This window comes from Micromonospora cremea, from assembly GCF_900143515.1.
GTDB classification, from domain to species: domain Bacteria; phylum Actinomycetota; class Actinomycetes; order Mycobacteriales; family Micromonosporaceae; genus Micromonospora; species Micromonospora cremea.
Genome location: NZ_FSQT01000001.1, coordinates 2,348,309 through 2,367,719, shown reverse-complemented (window position 1 = coordinate 2,367,719; position 19,411 = coordinate 2,348,309). Strand labels below are relative to the sequence as shown.

Annotated in this window: 20 protein-coding genes and 1 pseudogene; 11 read left to right on the top strand and 10 right to left on the bottom strand. The window is 69.4% G+C overall.

Going from position 1 to position 19,411, the window contains the following annotated elements; all coding sequences use genetic code 11:
* Positions 1-144 precede the first annotated feature (144 nt).
* Positions 145-2,673: an alkaline phosphatase D family protein gene (locus tag BUS84_RS10890; protein ID WP_074311043.1), complete on the top strand. Its 2,529-nt coding sequence runs from the start codon at positions 145-147 to the stop codon at positions 2,671-2,673.
* Between the two features lie 43 nt (positions 2,674-2,716).
* Here BUS84_RS10890 and BUS84_RS10885 read toward each other — a convergent pair whose 3' ends face one another.
* The 3 genes from BUS84_RS10885 to BUS84_RS10875 all read right to left on the bottom strand — a co-directional run bounded on the left by BUS84_RS10885 (position 2,717) and on the right by BUS84_RS10875 (position 4,743).
* Positions 2,717-3,121, bottom strand: coding sequence for a hypothetical protein (locus BUS84_RS10885; protein ID WP_143728321.1), 405 nt, complete (start codon positions 3,119-3,121; stop codon positions 2,717-2,719).
* Positions 3,122-3,661: 540 nt separating this feature from the next.
* The gene (locus BUS84_RS10880; protein WP_074311039.1) at positions 3,662-4,120 is read right to left on the bottom strand and encodes a GNAT family N-acetyltransferase; all 459 of its coding nucleotides are present in this window, start codon (positions 4,118-4,120) and stop codon (positions 3,662-3,664) included.
* A gap of 119 nt (positions 4,121-4,239) precedes the next feature.
* Complete coding sequence (locus BUS84_RS10875; RefSeq protein WP_244298468.1) at positions 4,240-4,743, bottom strand: GNAT family N-acetyltransferase; 504 nt, start codon at positions 4,741-4,743, stop codon at positions 4,240-4,242.
* A gap of 98 nt (positions 4,744-4,841) precedes the next feature.
* Here BUS84_RS10875 and BUS84_RS10870 point away from each other — a divergent pair, with 98 nt between their 5' ends.
* Both BUS84_RS10870 and BUS84_RS10865 read left to right on the top strand, forming a co-directional pair.
* Positions 4,842-5,429, top strand: a complete 588-nt coding sequence (locus BUS84_RS10870; RefSeq protein WP_074311037.1) for a DinB family protein — start codon at positions 4,842-4,844, stop codon at positions 5,427-5,429.
* A gap of 68 nt (positions 5,430-5,497) precedes the next feature.
* On the top strand, positions 5,498-6,541 hold the full coding sequence (locus tag BUS84_RS10865; RefSeq protein ID WP_143728320.1) for a DUF6461 domain-containing protein: 1,044 nt from the start codon (positions 5,498-5,500) through the stop codon (positions 6,539-6,541).
* Positions 6,542-6,644: 103 nt separating this feature from the next.
* Here BUS84_RS10865 and BUS84_RS10860 read toward each other — a convergent pair whose 3' ends face one another.
* Positions 6,645-6,845 carry a DUF397 domain-containing protein gene (locus BUS84_RS10860; RefSeq protein WP_074311033.1) on the bottom strand — a complete coding sequence of 67 codons (201 nt, stop codon included), beginning with the start codon at positions 6,843-6,845 and terminating at the stop codon, positions 6,645-6,647.
* A complete protein-coding gene (locus BUS84_RS10855; RefSeq protein WP_074311031.1) occupies positions 6,838-7,728 on the bottom strand; it encodes a helix-turn-helix domain-containing protein in 891 nt (296 codons plus the stop codon). The genes BUS84_RS10860 and BUS84_RS10855 overlap by 8 nt, the downstream gene beginning before the upstream one ends.
* A 182-nt stretch (positions 7,729-7,910) precedes the next feature.
* On the opposite strand from BUS84_RS10855, the gene BUS84_RS10850 reads away from it, so the two are divergent.
* From BUS84_RS10850 to nhaA, 3 genes are all read left to right on the top strand, one after another.
* Entirely contained in the window at positions 7,911-8,213 is a 303-nt protein-coding gene (locus BUS84_RS10850) for a DivIVA domain-containing protein (protein WP_074311030.1), read from the top strand.
* A complete protein-coding gene (locus BUS84_RS10845; protein ID WP_074311028.1) occupies positions 8,210-8,461 on the top strand; it encodes a hypothetical protein in 252 nt (83 codons plus the stop codon). Before BUS84_RS10850 ends, BUS84_RS10845 begins: the two co-directional genes overlap by 4 nt.
* A 159-nt stretch (positions 8,462-8,620) precedes the next feature.
* Complete coding sequence (nhaA, locus tag BUS84_RS10840) at positions 8,621-10,555, top strand: Na+/H+ antiporter NhaA (RefSeq protein ID WP_074311026.1); 1,935 nt, start codon at positions 8,621-8,623, stop codon at positions 10,553-10,555.
* Positions 10,556-10,582: 27 nt separating this feature from the next.
* Here nhaA and BUS84_RS10835 read toward each other — a convergent pair whose 3' ends face one another.
* The gene (locus BUS84_RS10835) at positions 10,583-11,641 is read right to left on the bottom strand and encodes a tartrate dehydrogenase (protein ID WP_074311024.1); all 1,059 of its coding nucleotides are present in this window, start codon (positions 11,639-11,641) and stop codon (positions 10,583-10,585) included.
* Positions 11,638-13,107: an SLC13 family permease gene (locus BUS84_RS10830; RefSeq protein ID WP_280175130.1), complete on the bottom strand. Its 1,470-nt coding sequence runs from the start codon at positions 13,105-13,107 to the stop codon at positions 11,638-11,640. The genes BUS84_RS10835 and BUS84_RS10830 overlap by 4 nt, the downstream gene beginning before the upstream one ends.
* A gap of 508 nt (positions 13,108-13,615) precedes the next feature.
* Between BUS84_RS10830 and BUS84_RS10825 the strand changes: the two genes are divergently transcribed.
* The 5 genes from BUS84_RS10825 to BUS84_RS10815 all read left to right on the top strand — a co-directional run bounded on the left by BUS84_RS10825 (position 13,616) and on the right by BUS84_RS10815 (position 18,001).
* Positions 13,616-14,602 carry a LuxR C-terminal-related transcriptional regulator gene (locus tag BUS84_RS10825; RefSeq protein WP_084757334.1) on the top strand — a complete coding sequence of 329 codons (987 nt, stop codon included), beginning with the start codon at positions 13,616-13,618 and terminating at the stop codon, positions 14,600-14,602.
* A gap of 111 nt (positions 14,603-14,713) precedes the next feature.
* The gene (locus BUS84_RS39010) at positions 14,714-15,388 is read left to right on the top strand and encodes an alpha/beta fold hydrolase (protein WP_208869573.1); all 675 of its coding nucleotides are present in this window, start codon (positions 14,714-14,716) and stop codon (positions 15,386-15,388) included.
* Positions 15,389-15,445: 57 nt separating this feature from the next.
* Entirely contained in the window at positions 15,446-16,168 is a 723-nt protein-coding gene (locus BUS84_RS39005) for an alpha/beta hydrolase family protein (RefSeq protein ID WP_208869572.1), read from the top strand.
* Positions 16,169-16,177: 9 nt separating this feature from the next.
* The gene (locus tag BUS84_RS39000) at positions 16,178-16,489 is read left to right on the top strand and encodes an alpha/beta hydrolase (RefSeq protein ID WP_208869571.1); all 312 of its coding nucleotides are present in this window, start codon (positions 16,178-16,180) and stop codon (positions 16,487-16,489) included.
* Positions 16,490-17,290: 801 nt separating this feature from the next.
* A complete protein-coding gene (locus BUS84_RS10815; protein ID WP_074311022.1) occupies positions 17,291-18,001 on the top strand; it encodes a DinB family protein in 711 nt (236 codons plus the stop codon).
* 225 nt (positions 18,002-18,226) lie between these two features.
* On the opposite strand, the gene BUS84_RS10810 is transcribed toward BUS84_RS10815, so the two are convergent.
* The 3 genes and pseudogenes from BUS84_RS10810 to BUS84_RS38995 all read right to left on the bottom strand — a co-directional run bounded on the left by BUS84_RS10810 (position 18,227) and on the right by BUS84_RS38995 (position 19,405).
* Positions 18,227-18,511, bottom strand: coding sequence for a DUF6966 domain-containing protein (locus BUS84_RS10810; RefSeq protein WP_143728319.1), 285 nt, complete (start codon positions 18,509-18,511; stop codon positions 18,227-18,229).
* A gap of 171 nt (positions 18,512-18,682) precedes the next feature.
* Positions 18,683-18,895: pseudogene (locus BUS84_RS10805) on the bottom strand (VOC family protein); the annotation flags it as partial.
* Positions 18,896-18,994: 99 nt separating this feature from the next.
* Positions 18,995-19,405 (bottom strand): hypothetical protein, encoded by a 411-nt coding sequence (locus tag BUS84_RS38995; protein WP_074311018.1) that lies wholly within the window; start codon positions 19,403-19,405, stop codon positions 18,995-18,997.
* Between the last annotated feature and the right edge of the window lie 6 nt (positions 19,406-19,411).

The window sequence follows — 19,411 nt, the reverse complement described above, 5'->3', positions numbered from 1 at the left end:
CGTCCTTCGACCCCGCCGTGCCCGGATGCCGAGTGACAGCTTTCCACCGCCGTACCTCCGCCCTTCACATGATCTTCAAGAATCGGGCGGACGGACTGCCGAGGCTGTCGGGACGATCTCGTCTCGATCAAGGCAGGTGTGGCAGTGCCCGACCCATTCACCATCAGCCGTCGACGGTTCCTGACCATCGCGGGCGGTACCGCCGGCGTGATCGCGGTGAGCCAGCTGGTCGCCGAGCTCCCCGCGGCGTACGCCGACGACCTGGACCCGGCGCCGTTCACCCTCGGCGTCGCCTCCGGCGAGCCGGACCACACCAGCGTCGTGCTGTGGACACGCCTGGCCCGAGACCCGCTCAACGCGGCGGACGGCGGTATGCCGCCCGAGCCCGTCCAGGTGCGGTGGGAAGTGGCCCGCGACCCACAGTTCCGCCACGTCGTCCGCTCCGGCGAGGTGACGGCCACGCCGACGGCCGCGCACACCGTGCACGTGCTCGTGGACGACCTGGCCCCCGACTGCTGGTACTGGTACCGCTTCTCCGCCGACGGGGTGTCCAGCCGCACGGGGCGTACCCGGACCATGCCGCCGCCCGGCGCGAAGGCCGACCACATGCGTTTCGCGTTCGTCTCCTGCCAGTCCTGGGCGGGCGGTCCCTACCCCGCCTACCGGGACCTGGCCGAACAGGACCTCGACTTCGTCGTGCACCTGGGCGACTACATCTACGAGACCACGAACGGCAGCCTGACCGAGTTTCGCCGGCTGCACGCGCTCTACAAGACCTCGCCCGACCTGCGTGCCGCGCACGCCCGGTTCCCGTTCATCATGACCTGGGACGACCACGAGGTGCAGAACAACTACGCCGGTGCGGTGCCGTCCGGGACGGGCGACGGCCGGCCCTTCCTGGAGCGGCGCGCCAACGGCTACCAGGCCTACTACGAGCACCTGCCGCTCCGGCCCGAGCAGCGTCCCACTGGGCCGGACATGCTCATGTACCGGCGGGTCGACTTCGGCCGGCTGGCCCAGTTCAGCGTTCTCGACACCCGGCAGTACCGCAGTGACCAGGCGCTCGGCGACGGGCGCAAGGAACCAACCGGCGAGGTCTTCGACCCGACCCGCACGATGACCGGCCCCGAGCAGGAGCGCTGGCTGCTCGACGGGCTGCGCCGGTCGAAGGCCCGCTGGAACGTCATCGCGCAGCAGACCATCATGGCCGCCTTCGACTACGACCTGGGGCCGGGGCGGATCGTCAACCTCGACCAGTGGGACGGGTACCCGCCGGCCCGCTCCCGCATCCTCGACTTCATCGCCACGCACCGGGTGTCGAACCCCGTCGTCCTCGGTGGAGACTGGCACACCCACTGGGTGAACGACCTCAAGACCGACTTCACCGACCCCGCCGCGAAGACGATCGCCACCGAGTTCGTCGGCACGTCGATCTCCTCCGGCGCGGGCTGGGATGCCGATGTCCGGGCCGGACTCGCCGCCAACCCGCACGTCAGGTTCTACAACGGCAGCTACCGCGGCTACGTGATCTGCGACGTCACCGAGCGGCGCTGGCGTGCCGACCTGCGCATCGTGCTGGACGCGCGGGACGCCCTCTCACCGGCGTACACGATCGCGGCGTTCGAGGTGCGCGATGGCGAACCAGGGGCGTACCGGATCGACGCCGGGGACGGCATCGTCGGTCGGGTCACCGACGCGGCCACCGGCGCCGCCCTGCCGAACGTGCAGGTGACCGTGGTCCGGGCGGACGGCAGCCGACTGGTGGCGAGCACGACCGACCCGTCGGGCGAGGTCCTCGCCTTCGCGCCGCCGGGCAGTTACACCGTCGCCGTGAACGGTGTCGGCTACGAGCCGGTGAGCCGTCAGGTGACGGTCGCTCAGGGCACGCCGACGAAGCTCGACCTACGGCTGACCCGGGCGGCGACCAGAGCCGGCGCCGACCGCGTCATCCCCGGGCCACAGGCCGAGGCGACGACGTCCGACCTGGTCCTCGGCAACGACCTGGTGGCCCTGGCCGTCTCGGCCGGCACCGACGACCCGCAACTGGCCGGGGTCACCGTCGGCAAGCCCCTGGACCTGGCCGCGGTCGGACGCCTCGACCAGCTCGACTGGATCAACCTGCCGTACGCCTCGGCGACGCAGCCCCGTGGCACCAATGCGTGGCAGCAGCGGACCGTTCGCTCCAGCGCCGTCGAGGTGCTCTCCGCGACCGGCCCGCTGGCGTCCGTCCGCGCCACCGGCGTCAGCACGGCGGTCGCCGACCTCCAGGTCGTCACCACGTACACCATCCGGCCGAACGAACCGTGGGTGCTGGCGGAGAGCGTCTTCACCAACCTCGGCACGGTGCCGCGCACGTTCTGGACCGGCGACGCGCTCGACCACGACGGCGCCGGCCAGCGCAGCGGGATCCCCGGGCACGGCACCATCACCAGCAGCACCCCGGCCGACTACCCGCCCGCCGCGCCGTGGATCGGCATGACCGGCTCCGACCGGCAGACCTACGGCCTGCTCTACGAGGACGCCGGCTTCGTCGCGTACGCCGCGTACAACTGGGTGATGAGCCAGCGCCAGGTGACCCTCGCCCCGGGCGGGACATTCACGCTTCGGCGCCGGATAGTCGCCATCGACAGCGGCCCCGGCACCGACCCGTTCGCGGTGCTCGGCCAGCTCTGACGGCTGATGTGGGCGGGCGGCGGCAAGCCGCCCGCCCACATCACTACAACTGTAGGAAGCTCTGCACCCCGGCCAGCTCGAGCACCTCGGTGCGGACGTCCGCGCACTGCTCCTTGGTGAGCGTGTCGATCTCGGTGCCGTCGGGCACCCCGCCCCGCTGGTCGTACCACCCGCTGAGCCCCGTGGCGAGCCGCGCCATCACCTCGATCTCGCCGGGTGCCTTGCGCAGCGCGGGCAGCTCATCCCGCAGGTAGTCACAGAGGGCGCTCGCCGTGACCCCACCCGACCCGGAGCCCGCACCGGTGGTGGCGGACGCGGCCGGTGCGGCGCTCGCCTCGGCACTCGGGCCGGCCGACGGCGAGCCGGTGGTGCTGGCGGTGCCGCCTCCGCAGGCGGTGAGCGTCATGGCCGACAGACAGGCCAACGCGAGGAGCCTCACCCTGTTCATTCGTGACTTCTCCGATCATGCCGCTGCTGCAACAAGTGTTCATTCATGGCCGCTGTTTCAGACCGCCGCTATCCCATTCGTCACCTGCCTACCGCTGTGCCGCCTTGGCCTGGCGCAGCCGACAGCCGGCCCGACGCATCGACGCTATGCCGTATCCCCGGGCGGGGAATCGGGCGTTTCCCTATCCACCGACCGACCCGGCGGTGCCGTCGGGCCGGCCGCCGCGATCAAGAAACGCCGGTCGGCGTTGCGGTCAGTGCGACGGCGCGGCCGGGCCGGCATGGCGACGGAAGTGGGTGGGATGACGCGGATCTGACTCGGGCTGGGGCCGGTCTGCTAATTGATCTTCTGACGGGTCGAGGTGAGTTGACGGACGCGGCGTGAAAGCGAATGGATTCGTGATCTCCCCGAACGGTACGGACCATGGCAGGCCATCTATGAGGTTCGCCCGCTGGCAGGCAGACGGGATTTGGGGCAGGCTGCCACGCCGGACTCGTCATGGCATCCCTGATCCTCCGGCACCGCGAACCCGCCAGATGATCATTTGTCACGCACGGCCAAGGCCGCCTCGCGCACCATGAACACGTCCACTGGATCCTCGGTGTCGAGCGTGAATCCGTGCCGCTCGTACAGCCGCCGGGCCGGACTGCCCTGCAGCACGTTCAGCCGGACCAGGGTGCCATCGCGGTCGCACTGCTCCAGCAGCCCGCGCAGCACAGCCGCACCGATGCCGCTGCCCTGCAGGTGCGGGGCCAGGTAAAAGTGCTCCAGCCAGGAGGCGTCCTCGACCGGCCGCAGCGACACGCAGCCGGCGAACGCGCGGCCCACCTCGATCACCCAGGTGTGCGCTGGCGCGAACCCGTCCCGCAGTCGCTGCCGTACCCGCTGCTCGTCGTACCGCCCGAGCCGCTCCAGATCCGCCCGCAGTACCACGGCCCGCAACTCAGCCACCGCCTCGACGTCCGCCACCGAAGCCGGCCGAATCCTCCAGTCCGCCATGATCGGCAGGCTACCGCGCCAGGCTCATCCCGCTCTCGTTGATCACAGGCGGTCGTGCCGCGCCGTGACGGCAGGCCGGCCGGAGTTGGCGAGGTCGATGCGCCAGTCATTGCTGCGCATCAGGGAGCACTGCCCGGCGGGTACTCGAAATTGCAGCGGCCGAGGAGAGTGAAGCCAAGGCGGTGGCAGAGTGCGTTGGAGGGGGCGTTCTCGACTGAGGGGAACGCGTGCAGGCTGTGGGGCGCGTCGGGATGGCGGGCAACCTCGCGGACGATGGTGATCAGGGCGGTACCGGCTGCGATGGCAATGCCTCGGCCCTGGTAGGGCGGTAGGACGTTCCAGCCCGTCTCGTAGATCTGCTCGCCCTGCCAGTCACGCTGGTGGTAGGCGATGCTGCCGACCATCTCGTCGCCAAGCAGTACGGCGAACATGCAGCCGCAGCCAGTTGCCGGCATGGCAAGGTATCGGCGGTGCCGGGCGAGCAGCTGATCCTCCGGCTCGGGACCGCCGACATGTCGACGCATCTGCCGAGTGTTGATCCGGCGCAGAAGGTCGAGCGCGGATTCCGACCAAGGCTCAAGACGAACGTCCATGCAGCGCAGCCTGGCAGGCTTCAGGATCATCAAGCACCTCATTTCGAGGGCGAGGAGGTTCTGACGCGTCGGCCCCTTGTGGCGTCGCGGGTTGAGGTCGCCGGGAGCACGTGGCAGGCTCATGCCCCATGATCGATGACTTCGCGAAGACGTCCCTGCACCGCGATCTGCGGGAGGTTCGCGAGGCGATCCTCTGGAAGCTCGACGGGCTCGGCGAGTACGACATCCGCCGCCCCCTGACCGCGACTGGCACGAACCTTCTCGGCCTGGTCAAGCACCTGTCGGCCTCCGAGGCCAGATACTTCGGCGAGGTCTTCGGTCGGCCGTTCCCCGAACCCCTGGCCCGCTGGGACGACGCCGAGGCGGGTGACAGCGACATGTGGGCGACAGAGCACGAGACGCGCGAGGAGATCATCGACCGTTACCGTCGCGTGTGGAAACACTCAGACGCGACGATCACCGCCCTGGCCATCGATGCACCCGGCTACGTGCCCTGGTGGCCGCGCCCACAGATCACGCTGTTCACCATCCTGGTCCACGTGCTCACCGAGACGAGCCGGCACGCCGGACACGCCGACATCCTGCGCGAACAGCTCGACGGATTGACAGGGACAGCAGCCTGGGACACCAACGCCCAGCGCGACGCGGCCTTCTGGGAAGCCAGGCGCGCGCAGATCGAGCGGGCCGCCAAGGCTGCCGATTCAGCGGTTGCCTGAGGGGGGTGTTCGTAAGCCGGTGGTCGTCGTTGAGTGCTGGTTGACGATGGATGGAGAGGCTCAGCTCGATGGCCGACGATGATGTGGCGTGGTATCAGCGGCTGCTCGAAGTGAAGCCCGAACTGATCGATGAGGTGCCGTGCTGGACAGTCATCCAGCCGTTGACCAAGCCGGTCACGGTGGCCGAGGTGGTGCGCCGGCTCGGTGGGGACCCAGCGGAGATCGAGCACCGGACCGGATGGGACCCCGATGCCCCGACATCGGTGGTGCACCTCAACCAGGTCGGTCCGGCCGTGGTCATGGCGGAGGTGATGGACGCCGAGGGCATCCGCGAGGAGGTGCTGCGGTGGCTGTCCGACGGCGCCGTCGTGCACAGCTCGTGGTGGGGTTCCGGCAACGGACGCAGTTTCCTGTGCTACGCCGCCTTCGGCCGGTTGATGACCCAGTTGCAGCATCTCGATGACGACCGGCCGGGCGGCGAGCAGCCCGAGGCCCTCGACGAAGATCGCGCCGCGCTGCGCGGGCTCACCGACGATCCAGACCTGGACTACCCGGCGCAGCTGGCCCTGGTGGAGCGGCGCACCGGGGTCCGGCTGGACGCCGCCTGGTTGGACCAGCCGCACCCGACAGTCGTGCTGCGCAAGCCGATCCCGGACGACCCACGCCCACCGGGCAGCTTCGCCGCAACAGACACGGACCTGGCGGCCATGCTCCTCATGGCCGACGAGCCGACACACCGCGCCGCACTGCGCTGGGTGCTCGACCTGCTCGCCGACGAGCAGGACCTGCGTGGCGAGCCACTGGTCAACGCGGTGCTCGACACGTTGACGCACGACTGGCCCGCCAGCAAGGACCTGGGGCAGGAGTCTCACGCCATGAATATCCGACTGAGCGAAGAAGTCAACAACAGCCCGGGAATGTCGCCTGAACGCTGGCGACGGTACTACCGCATGCGCGCTGGTCAAGCCTTCGCCGCGACGGTCATCGACCCCAACGACCGGTCGAAGCCACTGGACACGCTCTGGTACGCCCAACAGGCGCTTCAGGAGCGATGGCCCGCCATCCGCGCCGAACTGTGGCGGCGGGCACGGCACCAACGCAGCACGCTGTAGTGCCGCCGCTACAGCGTCCGGCGCAACGAGCACACCGTCGACGAGCGGCCACACCAGGTCCAATGCGGTGTTCTCGATGTCGCCGGTGGTGGGGGGACGGGACTCAGCGGAACGCGTTGCGATCGACGGCCTTGATGAACTCACTCCAGGCGTGCGGCCGGAAGGTGAGGACGGGGCCCGGCCGGTCCTTGGAGTCTCGAACGGCCACGATGCGGAGAAGGTTCGTGGCGACCTCGACGCAGTTGCCGCCGTTGCCGCCGCTGCGGGTGCTCTTACGCCAGACGGTGCCGGTCAGGTCAGTCATGTCGCATCTCCGCGATCGTGGTCTTGATCATGTCTGTCGATTGTGCCTCATCGAGCGCGAGGCGCTCCAGACCGCGCCACACCCCCCGGTAGGCAGCCAGTTCGTCAGGCTTGTCGAGGTAGAGCGCGCCGGTCAGTGATTCGCTGTACGCCAACGAGGGCTCCGGGGGCGTCCGCCCGCCGTTGGTGGCCGGGAAGTCGAGGATCACGAACGAGCCCGCGACCGCGCCGCAGTGCGCCCCGGCGCCGAAGGGCAGCACCCGCACGGACAGGTTCGACATTTCTCCGGCCTCCAAGAGGCGAGTGAGCTGCTCGATCATGACGCCCCGGCTGCTGACAACCCGACGCAGCACCGCCTCTGAGATCACGGCATCCAACCGGGGCGGCTGCGGCAGCCGGCGAGTCAGCAACCCCTGTCGTTGCAGCCGCACCTCCACGGAACGCTCGCGATCCTCTTCACTATCAGACGGTTGGTCCAGTCGAGCGAGGCCAAGCGCATACTCCCGTGTCTGTAGCAGGCCGGGGATCAGCGTTTCCTCATACTCGCGGAGGTGGGCGGCGGCGGATTCCAGGCCTACGTACAGCTCGAACCAGTTGGGCACCGCGTCGCCGTACGCGTGCCACCAGCCCTTCGACTTCGTGTCCGCAGCCAGCCCGCGCATCGCCTCGGTCATCTCCGGCGACACCCCGTACAGCTCGCACATCGCCTTGACGTCGAGCACCCGGACTGAGCCCATGCCGCACTCGAGGCGCCAGGTCTTCTGCCGGCTGTATTCGAGGGCCTCGGCGGCGGCGTCGAGGGTCACCCCGGCCTCGTTGCGGAACTGGCGCAGCAGCCGGCCGAGTTGCCGGCGCGGCACGGTCGATCCGATGTCTTCGGCCATCCGCACACTCCCTGGTTCCATCGCGTAACACTGCGTGATTCGCTCTTGCAGCTCCTACGGGTTCCGGCAAAGAAAGTCAATGCATAACAGCGAAATTGCGCTATGAAACGTTGCGTCTCCACTCCGGAGCGTCGCAGGATGACCACAGCTGGATCACCCCCGACCCAGGAAGGCAGGCAGGCATGAGCGTCCGCAGCCAGAGACCGGCCCCGGCGAACGGCGACCACAGCGGCCGCTCCGGGGCGTACCCGAGTCTGCTGCCCTGGCAGGTGGCCGAGCGCCGATTCCCGCCCGCCCGGTTCGGACGCCGGGGTCTCGACCCCGACGGCGTGTATGCCTTCCTCGACCGGGTCGCGGTCGACATGGCTGCCCTGCACGTGGCCCTCGCGGAAAGTCGCAGGGAGGCCGCCCGGATCGAGGTCATGCTCCATCGGTGCCGGTTCGACCACCCCCCGACCGGCCGCGGGCGAGGCCAGGTCCGATGACCCGGCGGTACGTCATCCACCTGCCCGTCGTCGCCACCGACCTGTCGGCCGCGCAACGCCTGGCCCGGGTCATCGGCCGCTGGATGCTGGTGCTGCCGATGGCCGATCCGGGGGAGACCACCGTCTCCGAAGAGGATCAGCAGTTCCTCCGCCACCGGGTCTTCTGCGACCTACGGCTGCCTGGCGGGCGGCGCTGCCTGCTCCGCGACGGCCACGACGGCGACTGCTCCCGCCGCCTGCGCCGCTGACCGGAATCTTTCTCGTGTCAGCCCTCACCGAGGGGCCGCTGCCGGCGCACTACAAGATCGACAAGGTGCTCCGGCGCGGGCCGCACGTCACCCTGACCAGCGGTCGCCTTGTGCCCGAATCCGGACCACGTGGCGATCAGGTCGAGGAGGATTGTCGACGTGACGAGCAACGACCCTCACCGGGGCTGGTCCGCCCGGACCGCCTGGGTCGGCCAGCTCAACGCTCCGCTGCGCTCGTTCCTGCGCACCGAGACCGGCGGCGCACGGGTGGTGCTGGTCGCCGCGGTAGTGGCTCTCCTGTGGGCCAACCTGCACGTCTCGTCGTACGAGTCGCTCTGGAGCACATCCTTCTCCGTCCAGCTCGGCGACTGGCGCGTGTCACACGACCTGCGTACCTGGGTCAACAGCGGCCTCATGACGTTCTTCTTCCTGGTCGCCGGGCTGGAGCTGCGCCGCGAGTTCGACATCGGCGAACTGCGGGAGCGACGTCGGCTGGCCCTGCCGATGCTGGCCGGTCTCGGCGGCATGATCCTGCCGATCGTGATCTACCTCGCGTTCAACGCCGGGCGCACCACCGCCGCGGGCTGGGGTGCGGTGATGGCCACGGACACCGCGCTCGCGCTCGGCGCGTTGGCCGTCTTCGGGCCGCGCTTCTCGGATCGGTTGCGAGGTTTCCTGCTGACGGTCTCCGTCATCGACGACCTGGTCGCGATCGCGGTGCTGGCGATCGCCTATCCGAAACATCCTTCGGTGAGGGCGCTGATCGCCGCGGCGGCGATCTTCGCCCTCGTCCTGCTCGTCCGGGCCTGCGGCGTGCGGTTCGGGTCGGTCTACGCGCTGCTGGGGGTCGCGGCCTGGGTCGCGGTCTCGGAGTCCGGTGTCGACCCGGTCGTGGTGGGTCTGGTCATGGGGTTGCTGACCTACGCCTACGCCCCCGGCCGCAGCGAACTGCAGCGGGCGAGTGACCAGTTCCGCCTCTTCCGGGAACAGCCCACCCCGCAGCTCGCCCGTATGGCCCGGGCCGGGCTCACCTCGGCGCTATCGCCGAACGAGCGGTTGCAGACTCTCTACCATCCGTGGGCGAGCTACGTGGTCGTGCCGCTCTTCGCGCTGGCGAACGTCGGGATCGTGATCGACGGCGAGCTCCTGGTCAGGGCCGTGACCTCGCCGGTCACGCTCGGCGTCGTGGCGGCGTACGTTGTCGGCAAGCCGGCCGGCATCGTGGCCACCTCGTGGCTGGTGGCCAGGCTGAGCCACAACCGGTTCCGGCCACCGGTCGGCTGGCTCGCCGTCGCCGGGGTCGGCACGGTCTCCGGCATCGGGTTCACCGTCGCCCTGCTGATCGCCACCCATGCGCTGAGCGGCACGGCCCTGGAAGAGGCGAAGCTCGGCATCCTCGTCGCGACGATCGGTGCGTCCGTCGTCACCTGGCTGGTGTTCCGCTCTGCTGCCCGGCTCTCACCGGCGCGGCGTGCCCGCGCGCTGCTGGGCGTCGCCGAGGGCATCGTCGACCTGATGCCGCCGGTCGATCCGGAGCGCGACCACGTGCGCGGATCGCGCGAGGCACCGGTGACGGTCGTGGAGTACGGCGACTTCGAATGCCCCTACTGCGGGCAGGCCGAGCCGGTGGTCCGGGAACTGCTGGCCGACTTCGCCAACGTCCGGTACGTCTGGCGGCACCTGCCGCTGACCGACGTCCACCCGCATGCCCAACTCGCCGCCGAGGCGGCCGAGGCGGCGGGCGAGCAGGACGCGTTCTGGGAGATGCACGACCTGCTGCTCATGCACCAGGACGCCCTCAATCCCACCGACGTGCTCGGCTATGCCGAACAGATCGGCCTGGACCTCGACCAGTTCCGGGAGCACATGGTCAAGCTCAAGGGCGTCGACCGGATCGCCGAGGACATCGACTCCGCCGACCTCAGCGGTGTCACCGGCACCCCGACCTTCTTCATCAACGGCCGGCGCCACCACGGCGCGTACGACATCACCGCGCTCTCGGCGGCGGTGAAGGCGGCGTTCGCCAGCGCGAAGCTTCGCCCCGAGTACCGCCGCGACCCCGGGCGCCGCGGCGAGGGCGAACCAGCGAGCTGAACGCCGAACGCACCGCGCGCGTTGTCGTCACCCGGCCACGTGGTCGACGAGGGCGGCGGTCACCTCCGCTGTGTCGGCGGTGCCGCCGAGATCGCGGGTACGGGTGCCCGGCTCGCGGAGAGTCGCCTCCATCGCGGCCAGAACGCCCCGCGCCGCCGCCGCATGGCCGAGGTGCTCGAGCATCATCGCCGCCGACCACACCGCCCCGATCGGGTTGGCCACGCCCTTGCCGGCGATGTCCGGCGCCGATCCGTGTACCGGTTCGAACATGGACGGGTGGGCGCCGGTCGGGTCGAGGTTGCCGGAGGGGGCGATCCCGATCGAGCCGGCCACCGCCGCGGCGAGGTCGCTGAGGATGTCGCCGAACAGGTTGGACGCCACCACCACGTCGAAGCTGCCCGGTTGCAGCACGAATTTCGCGGCCACGGCGTCGATGTGCTCGCTGCGCCACCGCACGTCGGGGAAGGCCGCCGCCCGTTCGGTCACCACCTCGTCCCAGAACGGCATGGTGTGCACGATGCCGTTCGACTTGGTCGCGGAGGTGACGTGGCGGCGGCGGGTGCGCGCGAGCTCGAAGGCGTAGTCGGCGATCCGGCTGACCCCGGCCCGGGTGAACACCGACTCCTGCACCGCCATCTCCTCGGGGTGGCCGCGACCGAGCCGGCCGCCGATCTCGCTGTACTCGCCCTCGACGTTCTCCCGTACGACGACGAAATCGACCTCGCCGGCCCGGGCGCCCCGCACCGGGCTGTCGACGCCCTCGAACACCCGCACCGGCCGCACGTTGACGTACTGCCGGAACGCACGCCGGATCGGGATCAGCAGGCCCCACAGCGAGACGTGGTCGGGCACGCCGGGCGCGCCGACCGCGCCGAGCAGGATCGCGTCGTACGGCCGCAGCACGTCCAGCCCGTCGGCCGGCATCATCGCGCCCGCGCGCAGGTAGCGCTCGCACGACCAGTCGTACTCGTCGTAGCTGAGCTCGATGCCGTGCCGCCGGCAGACGGTGTCGAGCACGGTGCGCGCGGCCGCGGTGACCTCGCAGCCGATGCCGTCGCCGGGGATGACGGCGATCCGCTGGCTCATCGGCCCACCCCGGTGACAGCGAGCATCAGCGGCAGAAGGAGCAGGATGACGATCGCCCCGATGACGTCGAACGAGGCGCCGGAGCGGATCATCCGGGTGATCGGTACGGTGCCGGAGCCGTAGACCACCGCGTTCTGCGGCGTCGACACGGGCAGCATGAAGCCGAAGGACGCCGCGAAGGTGGCCGCGAGCGCGGGCACGAACGGATCCACGCCGGCAGCCACGGCGACCGGAATGATGATCGGTACGACGACCGCGGCGGAGGCGGTGTTGCTGGTCGTCTCGGAGATGATGATCGCGAGCAGCACGGCGAAGGCGGTGATCGCGAAGACGTTGGTCAGGCCGAGCCAGTCGGAGCTGGCGTTGCCGATGGTCTTGGCCAGGCCGGTGTCGTCGAGCAGGGCCCCGAAGATGATGCCGGTGCCGAAGAGCAGGATGGTGCCCCAGTCGATGCGGGCGGCGTCGCTCCAGTTGAGCGTGTACTCCCGGTTGCGCCAGTTGGTGGGCAGCAGGAAGAGCAGGGACGCGCCGAGCACGGCGACGATGCCCTCGTTGAGCCGGCCGCTGACCGTCTCGTAGACGCTGGACTCGGTGCCCGCGATCAGGGCGACGATGCCCGGAAAAATCCACAGTGTCACCGTCACCGCGAAGGCGATGAGGGTGTTCTTCTCGGCCCGGGACAGCTTGCCCAGCCGGGCCCGCTCGGCGGCCACGTACTCCTCCACGCCCTCGATCCGGCGGATCTCCGGCTTGTTGAGCAGCAGCAGGATGGTCGCCAGGGCCAGGAACATGATCAGGCAGATGGGGAACGCCGTGGCCATCCAGCCCGCGAACGAGATGCGCTCTCCGGTGGCCTCCTCGATGAGAGCGCGGCCGATCAGGTTCGGCGGCGTGCCCACGGGCGTGAGCAGGCCGCCGACGCTGGCCCCGTACGCGAGCATCAGCATCAGCGCGAAGCCGACCCGCAGCCGGGTCGGATCCCAGCCCGGCTTGGTCAGGCCGCGGTTCTGCAGCAGCTTGGCGATGACCGCGAGGATGCCCAGCGCGGTGGGCAGCAGCATCGCCACCGTCGCGGTGTTGGAGACGAACGCCGACAGCAGGCAGGTGATCACGCCGAAGGCGATGATCACCCGACCGGTCGTCCTGCCGACGCCGGGCAGCGACAGGATGCGGAACGCGAACCGCTGCGCCAGGCCGTGCTTGAGCATGGCCTGGGCGAGGATGAAGGCGCCGATGAAGGTGAACACGGTCGACGAGCCGAACGGCTGCAGGACGTCGGCGGTCGGGGCGACCCCCATCAGCACGATCACCCCGACGCCGATCAGACCGCCGACCGGGATCGGCACCGCCTCGGTGATCCACAGCGCGATCACGCCGATCAGGATTCCGGCGAGGGTCTGCTGGCTGGGCGGCATGTCGAGCGGCAGAGCGAGGAAGATCAGCGCCAGTACGGGCGCGAGGACCAGGCCGATCGTGCGCCGTCGTTTCTCGAACCGCTCCTCACCCGCGGAGAGCCGCTATTCGGCGAGTCCCCGATAGGTGGCGCCACCGAGCAGCGCCTCGTCGACGTCGACCCGAGCCGGGTCGTCCGCCCGGTCGTCGCGTCGTTGCTCAGGCACGGTCGCTCGTGAATCACGTCCATCTGCGTCGATTTCTGCCATCCGTCGATGGTCCGACTGTGGGCCGGGTCACACAAGGTCTGAGCGCCAGCGGACGCCGGATCCGGCGGGGGTCGGAGCGCCGCCGGACACCCGCCGCTGGCACCGCCGGCCGCCGCCATGCCGACATCGGCGCCGATCCCCGCCGACAGGCGATGCCGGCCATGGGTCGCCAACAGGCGATATACCTCAGAGTCATAGGTATGACTCCGAGGTATATCGCTCACAACACCGACCGCCCGGGCGCCGGGCCGGACAACTGGATCTCGGGACGGGGCTGTCGACCGTCGCCCCCACGCGCTTTACGATCTCGGGCATGCGGACCGAGCCCCCCGGCGTGGCCTCTGCCCCCGAGTTGGGATCGCTCCCACTCACGCCGGACGCCGCGGACGTCTACCGCGACCTGCTGAAGGTGGCACCGGTAGCGCAGCGGGAGTTCCTGTCCATAGCGGCACCGCAGGCCGCCCGGGCGCTCGCCGGTCTGCTGAGCAGCGGGGCGGTGCACCGCGACGCCGCCGGGGTGCTGCACGTCCGGCCACCACGAACCGCCCTGGAGAGCTGGGCCGCGCAACGGGAGATGGAGGCCGCCCGAGCCCGTGCGGCGGCGGAGACGTTGTCCGGGCTCTACACCGCCGTGCACGGCCACGGTGCCGCGTTCGTCGAGGTCATCGAGGGCAAGCACGCCGCGCGCGAGCTGTTCCGCCAGCTGCAGTCCGGTGCCCGCACGCAGGTACGGGGCCTGGAGCGCGGGCCGTACCTGCGCGACACCACCCGGGTCCCGGAGGAGGTCCAGTACGACGGGCTGCGTCGTGGCCTGCGCTACCGCTGCGTCTACGAGGGCGAACTCCTGCACGACGAGGCGATGCTAGCGGCGGTGCGCGCCGCGGTCACCGCCGGTGAGCAGGCGCGGGTCTTCCCGGAGCTTCCCCTGAAGATGATGCTGACCGACGCCGACCGTGGCCTCATCATCCTGCCGCGCGGCAGCGGCGACGACGCCGACGCGCTGCTGGTGCACCGTTCCCGGCTGCTGGACGGACTCTCCGAGTTGTTCGAGGTGTTCTGGCGGCTCGGTGCGCCGATCCACGCCACCACCGACGCCGCCCAACCGGACGCCGAACCGACGGCGGCCACGCAGCGGCTGCTCGCGCTGCTCACCGCGGGCCTCACCGACGAGGCCATCGCCCGTGACCTCGGCATCAGCAATCGCACCGTGCACCGCCGGGTCAGTCGCCTCCAGGAGTTGCTCGGCGCACGCAGCCGGTTCCAGCTCGGCGTACAGGCCAGCCGACGCGGGTGGCTGTGACTGGCCGGATCCTGCCATGGCCGGTCTTCGTCAACGCGGGACCGTAGCGGCGAAACACTCCTGGTCCAGGGTGGAGGCCATTCGATCATCGATCCATGAGAGGACGGGACGATGTCTCACCCCTCGACCGGGCCGCGCCGCCAACACCGCGTGCGCCGACCGGCCGCCATCCTCGCCGCGACCCTGGTCGCGGCCGTCCTGAGCAGCGGTACGGCCACGACCCCGGCCGTCGCGGCCCAGGCGACCGAGCCGGACACCGCAGCCCTGGCCGCGTCGCTCGCCACCCAGCAGCTGTCCTGGGAGTCGTGCGGGTTGGCCGACGTCAGCGCCGAGGACGAGGCGCAGCTGCAGTTGGCCTGCGCGACGGTCATCGTGCCGCGTGACTGGCACAACCCCGGCGACGGCAGGACGATCCAGGTCCGCATCAGCCGCACCGTGGCGTCCGGCAGCGACCGCAAGGGCATCCTGCTGGTCAACCCGGGCGGCCCCGGTGGCAGTGGCCTGTCGCTGGCGCCGTACGTGGCGCGGTCCGCGCCCGCCCTCGCCGAGCACTACGACGTGATCGGCTTCGACCCGCGCGGCGTCGGCCAGAGCACCCCGCTGCTCTGCTCGGTCACCTACCGCGACACCGATGTCACCAACGACCTGATCACCCAGGCCAATGTGGCCGGCTGCCGCAGCACCGAGCTGACGAAGTACATCACCACCGAGCAGACCACCTACGACATGGACTTCATCCGGGTGCTGCTGGGGGAGCGGAAGCTCAACTACCTCGGCTACTCGTAAGGCACCTGGCTGGGCACGTGGTACGCCGCCACGTTCCCGAGCCGCACCAACCGGATGGTGCTCGACTCGGTGGCCGCGGTCGGCTCGCCCACCCTGCAGGAGACCTGGGACCTGCAACCGTTCACCCGGGACCGGGCGTTCCAGGAGCAGCTTCTGCCGTACATGGCCCGCCACGACGACCTGTACGGCCGGGGCACCGACCCGATGGCGATCCGGGAGATGTTCGAGCGGGCCGGCGGCACCCGGATCGGTATGGGGCCGTTCATGTTCGGCTGGTTCATCCTCGGCGCCCTGTACGACACCCAGAACTACCCGACCGCGGCGGCGGCGGTGAACACCGTGATCCAGTACTACGAGGAGTGGAACGGCTGGACGCCGGAGCAGATCCTCGCCGCGGCCACCGCGAAGCTGCGCGCCGCTCCGGGGATCACGGCGGACGACCTGGCCCACATCGAGCAGTCCCGGCGCACCGCCGAGACTGCGCTCAAGGTCAAGAGTGACCGGGCCCAGCTGGCCCAGGGCACCCACGAGTACACGTACGACATCGACTACGTCTTCGAGGTGATCCGCTGCCAGGACGGGCAGTGGAACGACAGCGTCGCGCACTGGAACGCGTTCAGCCGGCGGCTCACCCGGGACGCGCCGCTGGTCGCCCCGTACCTGCAGAACCCGCCGGCGTGCGCGTACTGGCCCACGAGCAACCGGATGCCCGAGCCCGACCGTAGGACGTTCCCCCAGGTACTGATGCTGCAGGACGAGCTCGACGTCGCCACGGCGTAGGAGGGTGCGTTGGCGGCGTCGAAGAAGCTGCCCGGCGCGTCGATGATCAGCGTCGACAACGAGGGCAGCCACGGGGTCTTCCCGTACTACACCTCGTGCGTCGACGACCCGGTGTACGCCTACCTGCTGGACGGTCGACTGCCCGCCGAGCGGTACACCGGGTGCCAGGCGGTGCCGCTTCCGGGCGACACGGCGGTCTTCGAGGTGGGTGGCACGTTGACCGGCAAGGGGACGGTCCGGACCCACCTGGTCACCGATGACATGCGGGACGCGAACCGCATGCTCAAGCGGATGCTGCGCACCGATGTCGGTTCTCTCTGAGCTTTTCAGCGACCGGGCTCCTGACCTGCGCTGTGAAATCTCTCGGTGAGCCTGTTCCGCCGGGGTTCCGCCGCTCAACTATTCAGTACGCACACCGCCAGCTCGTTGCTGTCCCCGATGAGCAGCGCCGGTGGTGCCAGGCTTGTGCTGTCACCGCCGGTGCGGGTGTTTCCTGGGTTCGGTCAGCTGGTGGGCCTCCTGCCGTTGCGGAGTCGGCGGCCGACGAAGACCAGGGCGGGTGCGTCGTCACCGGCACCGCCTTTACCGGCGGGGTGCTCGGATCACCCCGAACGCCCCGACGATCGCGGCGCTGGTCAGGCTGGCGGAAGCATCCACAACGCCTCGTAGTGGGCGGCGCGCTGCTCGGCGGTCATGAGGTGTCGGCGTACGGGTCAACGTGCACAGCCAGGTACAGCTGAACGTGCACAGCGTCGTGCAGATGGCGGAGGCACGTCCGAGCCTTCAATCGCCCACGAGCCGGCCAGCGGATTCAGCCGACCCACAGGAACGGGCGGGCGGCCATCGTGACGTTCCGTTACCAGCGAGCCGGCATCGACCGTATGGCGTATCCGCTTCTGCCGAATTGAGGACGTTCAGCGAGTGCCTGCTTATGGCACGCCCGCGTGCGCATCCGGACATCGACGATCGCTCGCGTGTACCTAGCCGAACGTTGACCTCGTCTCGTATGGTGCGAGGTCGCCGGCTCGGCGTGTTTCCGCTGGCAGCCTCCAGGCCCGGCTACAGCACCCTCTACCCGCGGTAACTGCGCGGTTGTCGGTACGCCGGTGGATACTGCCCGGCATGGCGAGCTTCAAGGACCAGGACCTGACTGATGCCGAGTTCCGCGAGTGTGACTTGACCCGCGCTCGTCTGATCGGGGTGGTAATGCAGGACGCTGTGATCGACGGGCTGGTCACCAATCTGGTGGTCAACGGAGTCGAGGTGACGTCGTACGTCGAAGCCGAGCTTGACCGCCGGTATCCGGTGCGGCTGCTGCTCCGCTCAGCCGATCCGGCGGACCTGCTGCAGGCTGTCCGGCAGCTGCGGGCCGGCTGGGCGGAGACGATCGAGCGGCTGCGAGCGATGCCCAGGGGTTCGGAGCAGCAGCGCGTCGGCGGCGAATGGTCGGCGGTAGAGACCCAGCGCCATCTGGTGTTCGTGCACGACTCGTGGTTCCGCCGCTGCTGTCTGGGATCGACCGAGCCGTTCACCGCGATCGGGCTGGCGTCCGAGTTCGTCCCTGACCAGGAGGAGCAGGGCCTGGACCGAGCGGCGGCCCCCAGTCTCGACGAGGTGCTGGCCGCGCGAGACGTGCAAGGCGCTGAGCTAGAGCGTTGGCTGTCGACGGTGACGGCCGATCAGCTCTCGGCGCCCGCGCCAGTGCCGGCGGGCCCGGGTTGGCCGCCGTATGCCAGGGGAAAGTCGGTGCTGGAGTGCGTTCAGGTGGTACTGGACGAGGAGTGGGCGCACCACGGTTTCTGCGTTCGTGACCTCGATCTACTCGGATCATGACCCTCGCCACGAGGTTGCGTGCGACTAGCAAGGATTCACTCTCATGCCGCGGATAACGCTCGTACGCCCTGCGGGCGGGCTCGAAGCTTGCCACGACTGTAATAGGTGCCGATTTGCGGCGGTTCGCGCCGTTGTAGCCTCGCACCTGATGTCACACCGCGAAGTGGGGGTGCCCGCGACACGCTCTCAATTCAGCCCGCCGTTGTGTCAGCCGTGCGGTCCCTGCTACCGCTCCACCTCTGCAAGCAACCGGCTCGCGATCCGGTAGATGGCTGCGAGAAGCCGCCCGATCTCTGGGTCGTCTGCTGGGTAGCTGTCGTTTATGCTCCCCATCCCGCCAAACGCCTGCTTGATATGGATAAGCCCATATGCATCGCCGTTAGCCACTCGCGCGCGATCGCGCTCAAGCCAGTCGGCCCAATGATCGTCACCACGCACCCGCAGGAGATCGATTGCCTCGGTCAAGGCTGCCAGCAGATCATCGATGTTGCGGCCAGGTGGAGACGTCATGACATGACCATATCCGCCGTTGTGACATCGCTTCACCATCACGGATCCGCGTAGGCATCAACGCTGCCGCCCCATGGGTTAGGTCGCCGGCTTGACCGGATCACTCATCTGCCGCTGACCGCGCGACTTTGCCGAGATGAGGGCCGTACGGGGATGGCGGCGGATGCCTCGTCAGGAATGCCGCTCTGAAGATGAGCGGGTCATGCAGAATTCGTTTCCAGCCGGGTCGCACAGCACGGCCCAGCCGTCGCCGTCGGGCGTGCGGTGATCGGCCAGCATGGTCGCGCCCAGCGCGAGGACGCGCTCGACCTCCCTGTCTCGGTCCCGGTCCGCGGGCTGCAGGCACACGTGCACCCGGTTCTTGACAACCTTGCCCTCGGACACATACCGCAACAATCGGACATCTTGCCCATTCACCTGAGGGCCACATTTGTTGAACCAAGAACCGATCCGTATCGCGACCTACTGATGACCCATGCTCGCTCACCGCTTCTTCGCCGCGATCTTCGCCACCACGACCGACGCGGCCGTCAGGCCCACCCCGACGGCTCCTACGAGCGCTATGCGCCCCGCCTCCGCGCCCGCGTTCTTCAACTGCCTCGGATCGCGAGCGGCGTCCCACCATCGGGTCGCCTCCAATGAATCTCGACCGGACTCGATTCCGAGTGGGCCGTGGAAGTCATCGACGGCGATTCCGACATGGTTGATAGAGTCCACTACAGCCCGGGACGTGGTGGCGTGCAGCAGCACATTCGAGGTGGCGGTGCCAGCAGCCGCATCCATGCGGTCCATCAGATACTTGGTCTTCAGTAAGATGAGTTTCCGCCGGTCCTGCCGGGCAACGCTCAGTGCGAGGCGATGCCCGTCCAGATCAGCCGAAGCTGCGTCCAGCACCCGGTC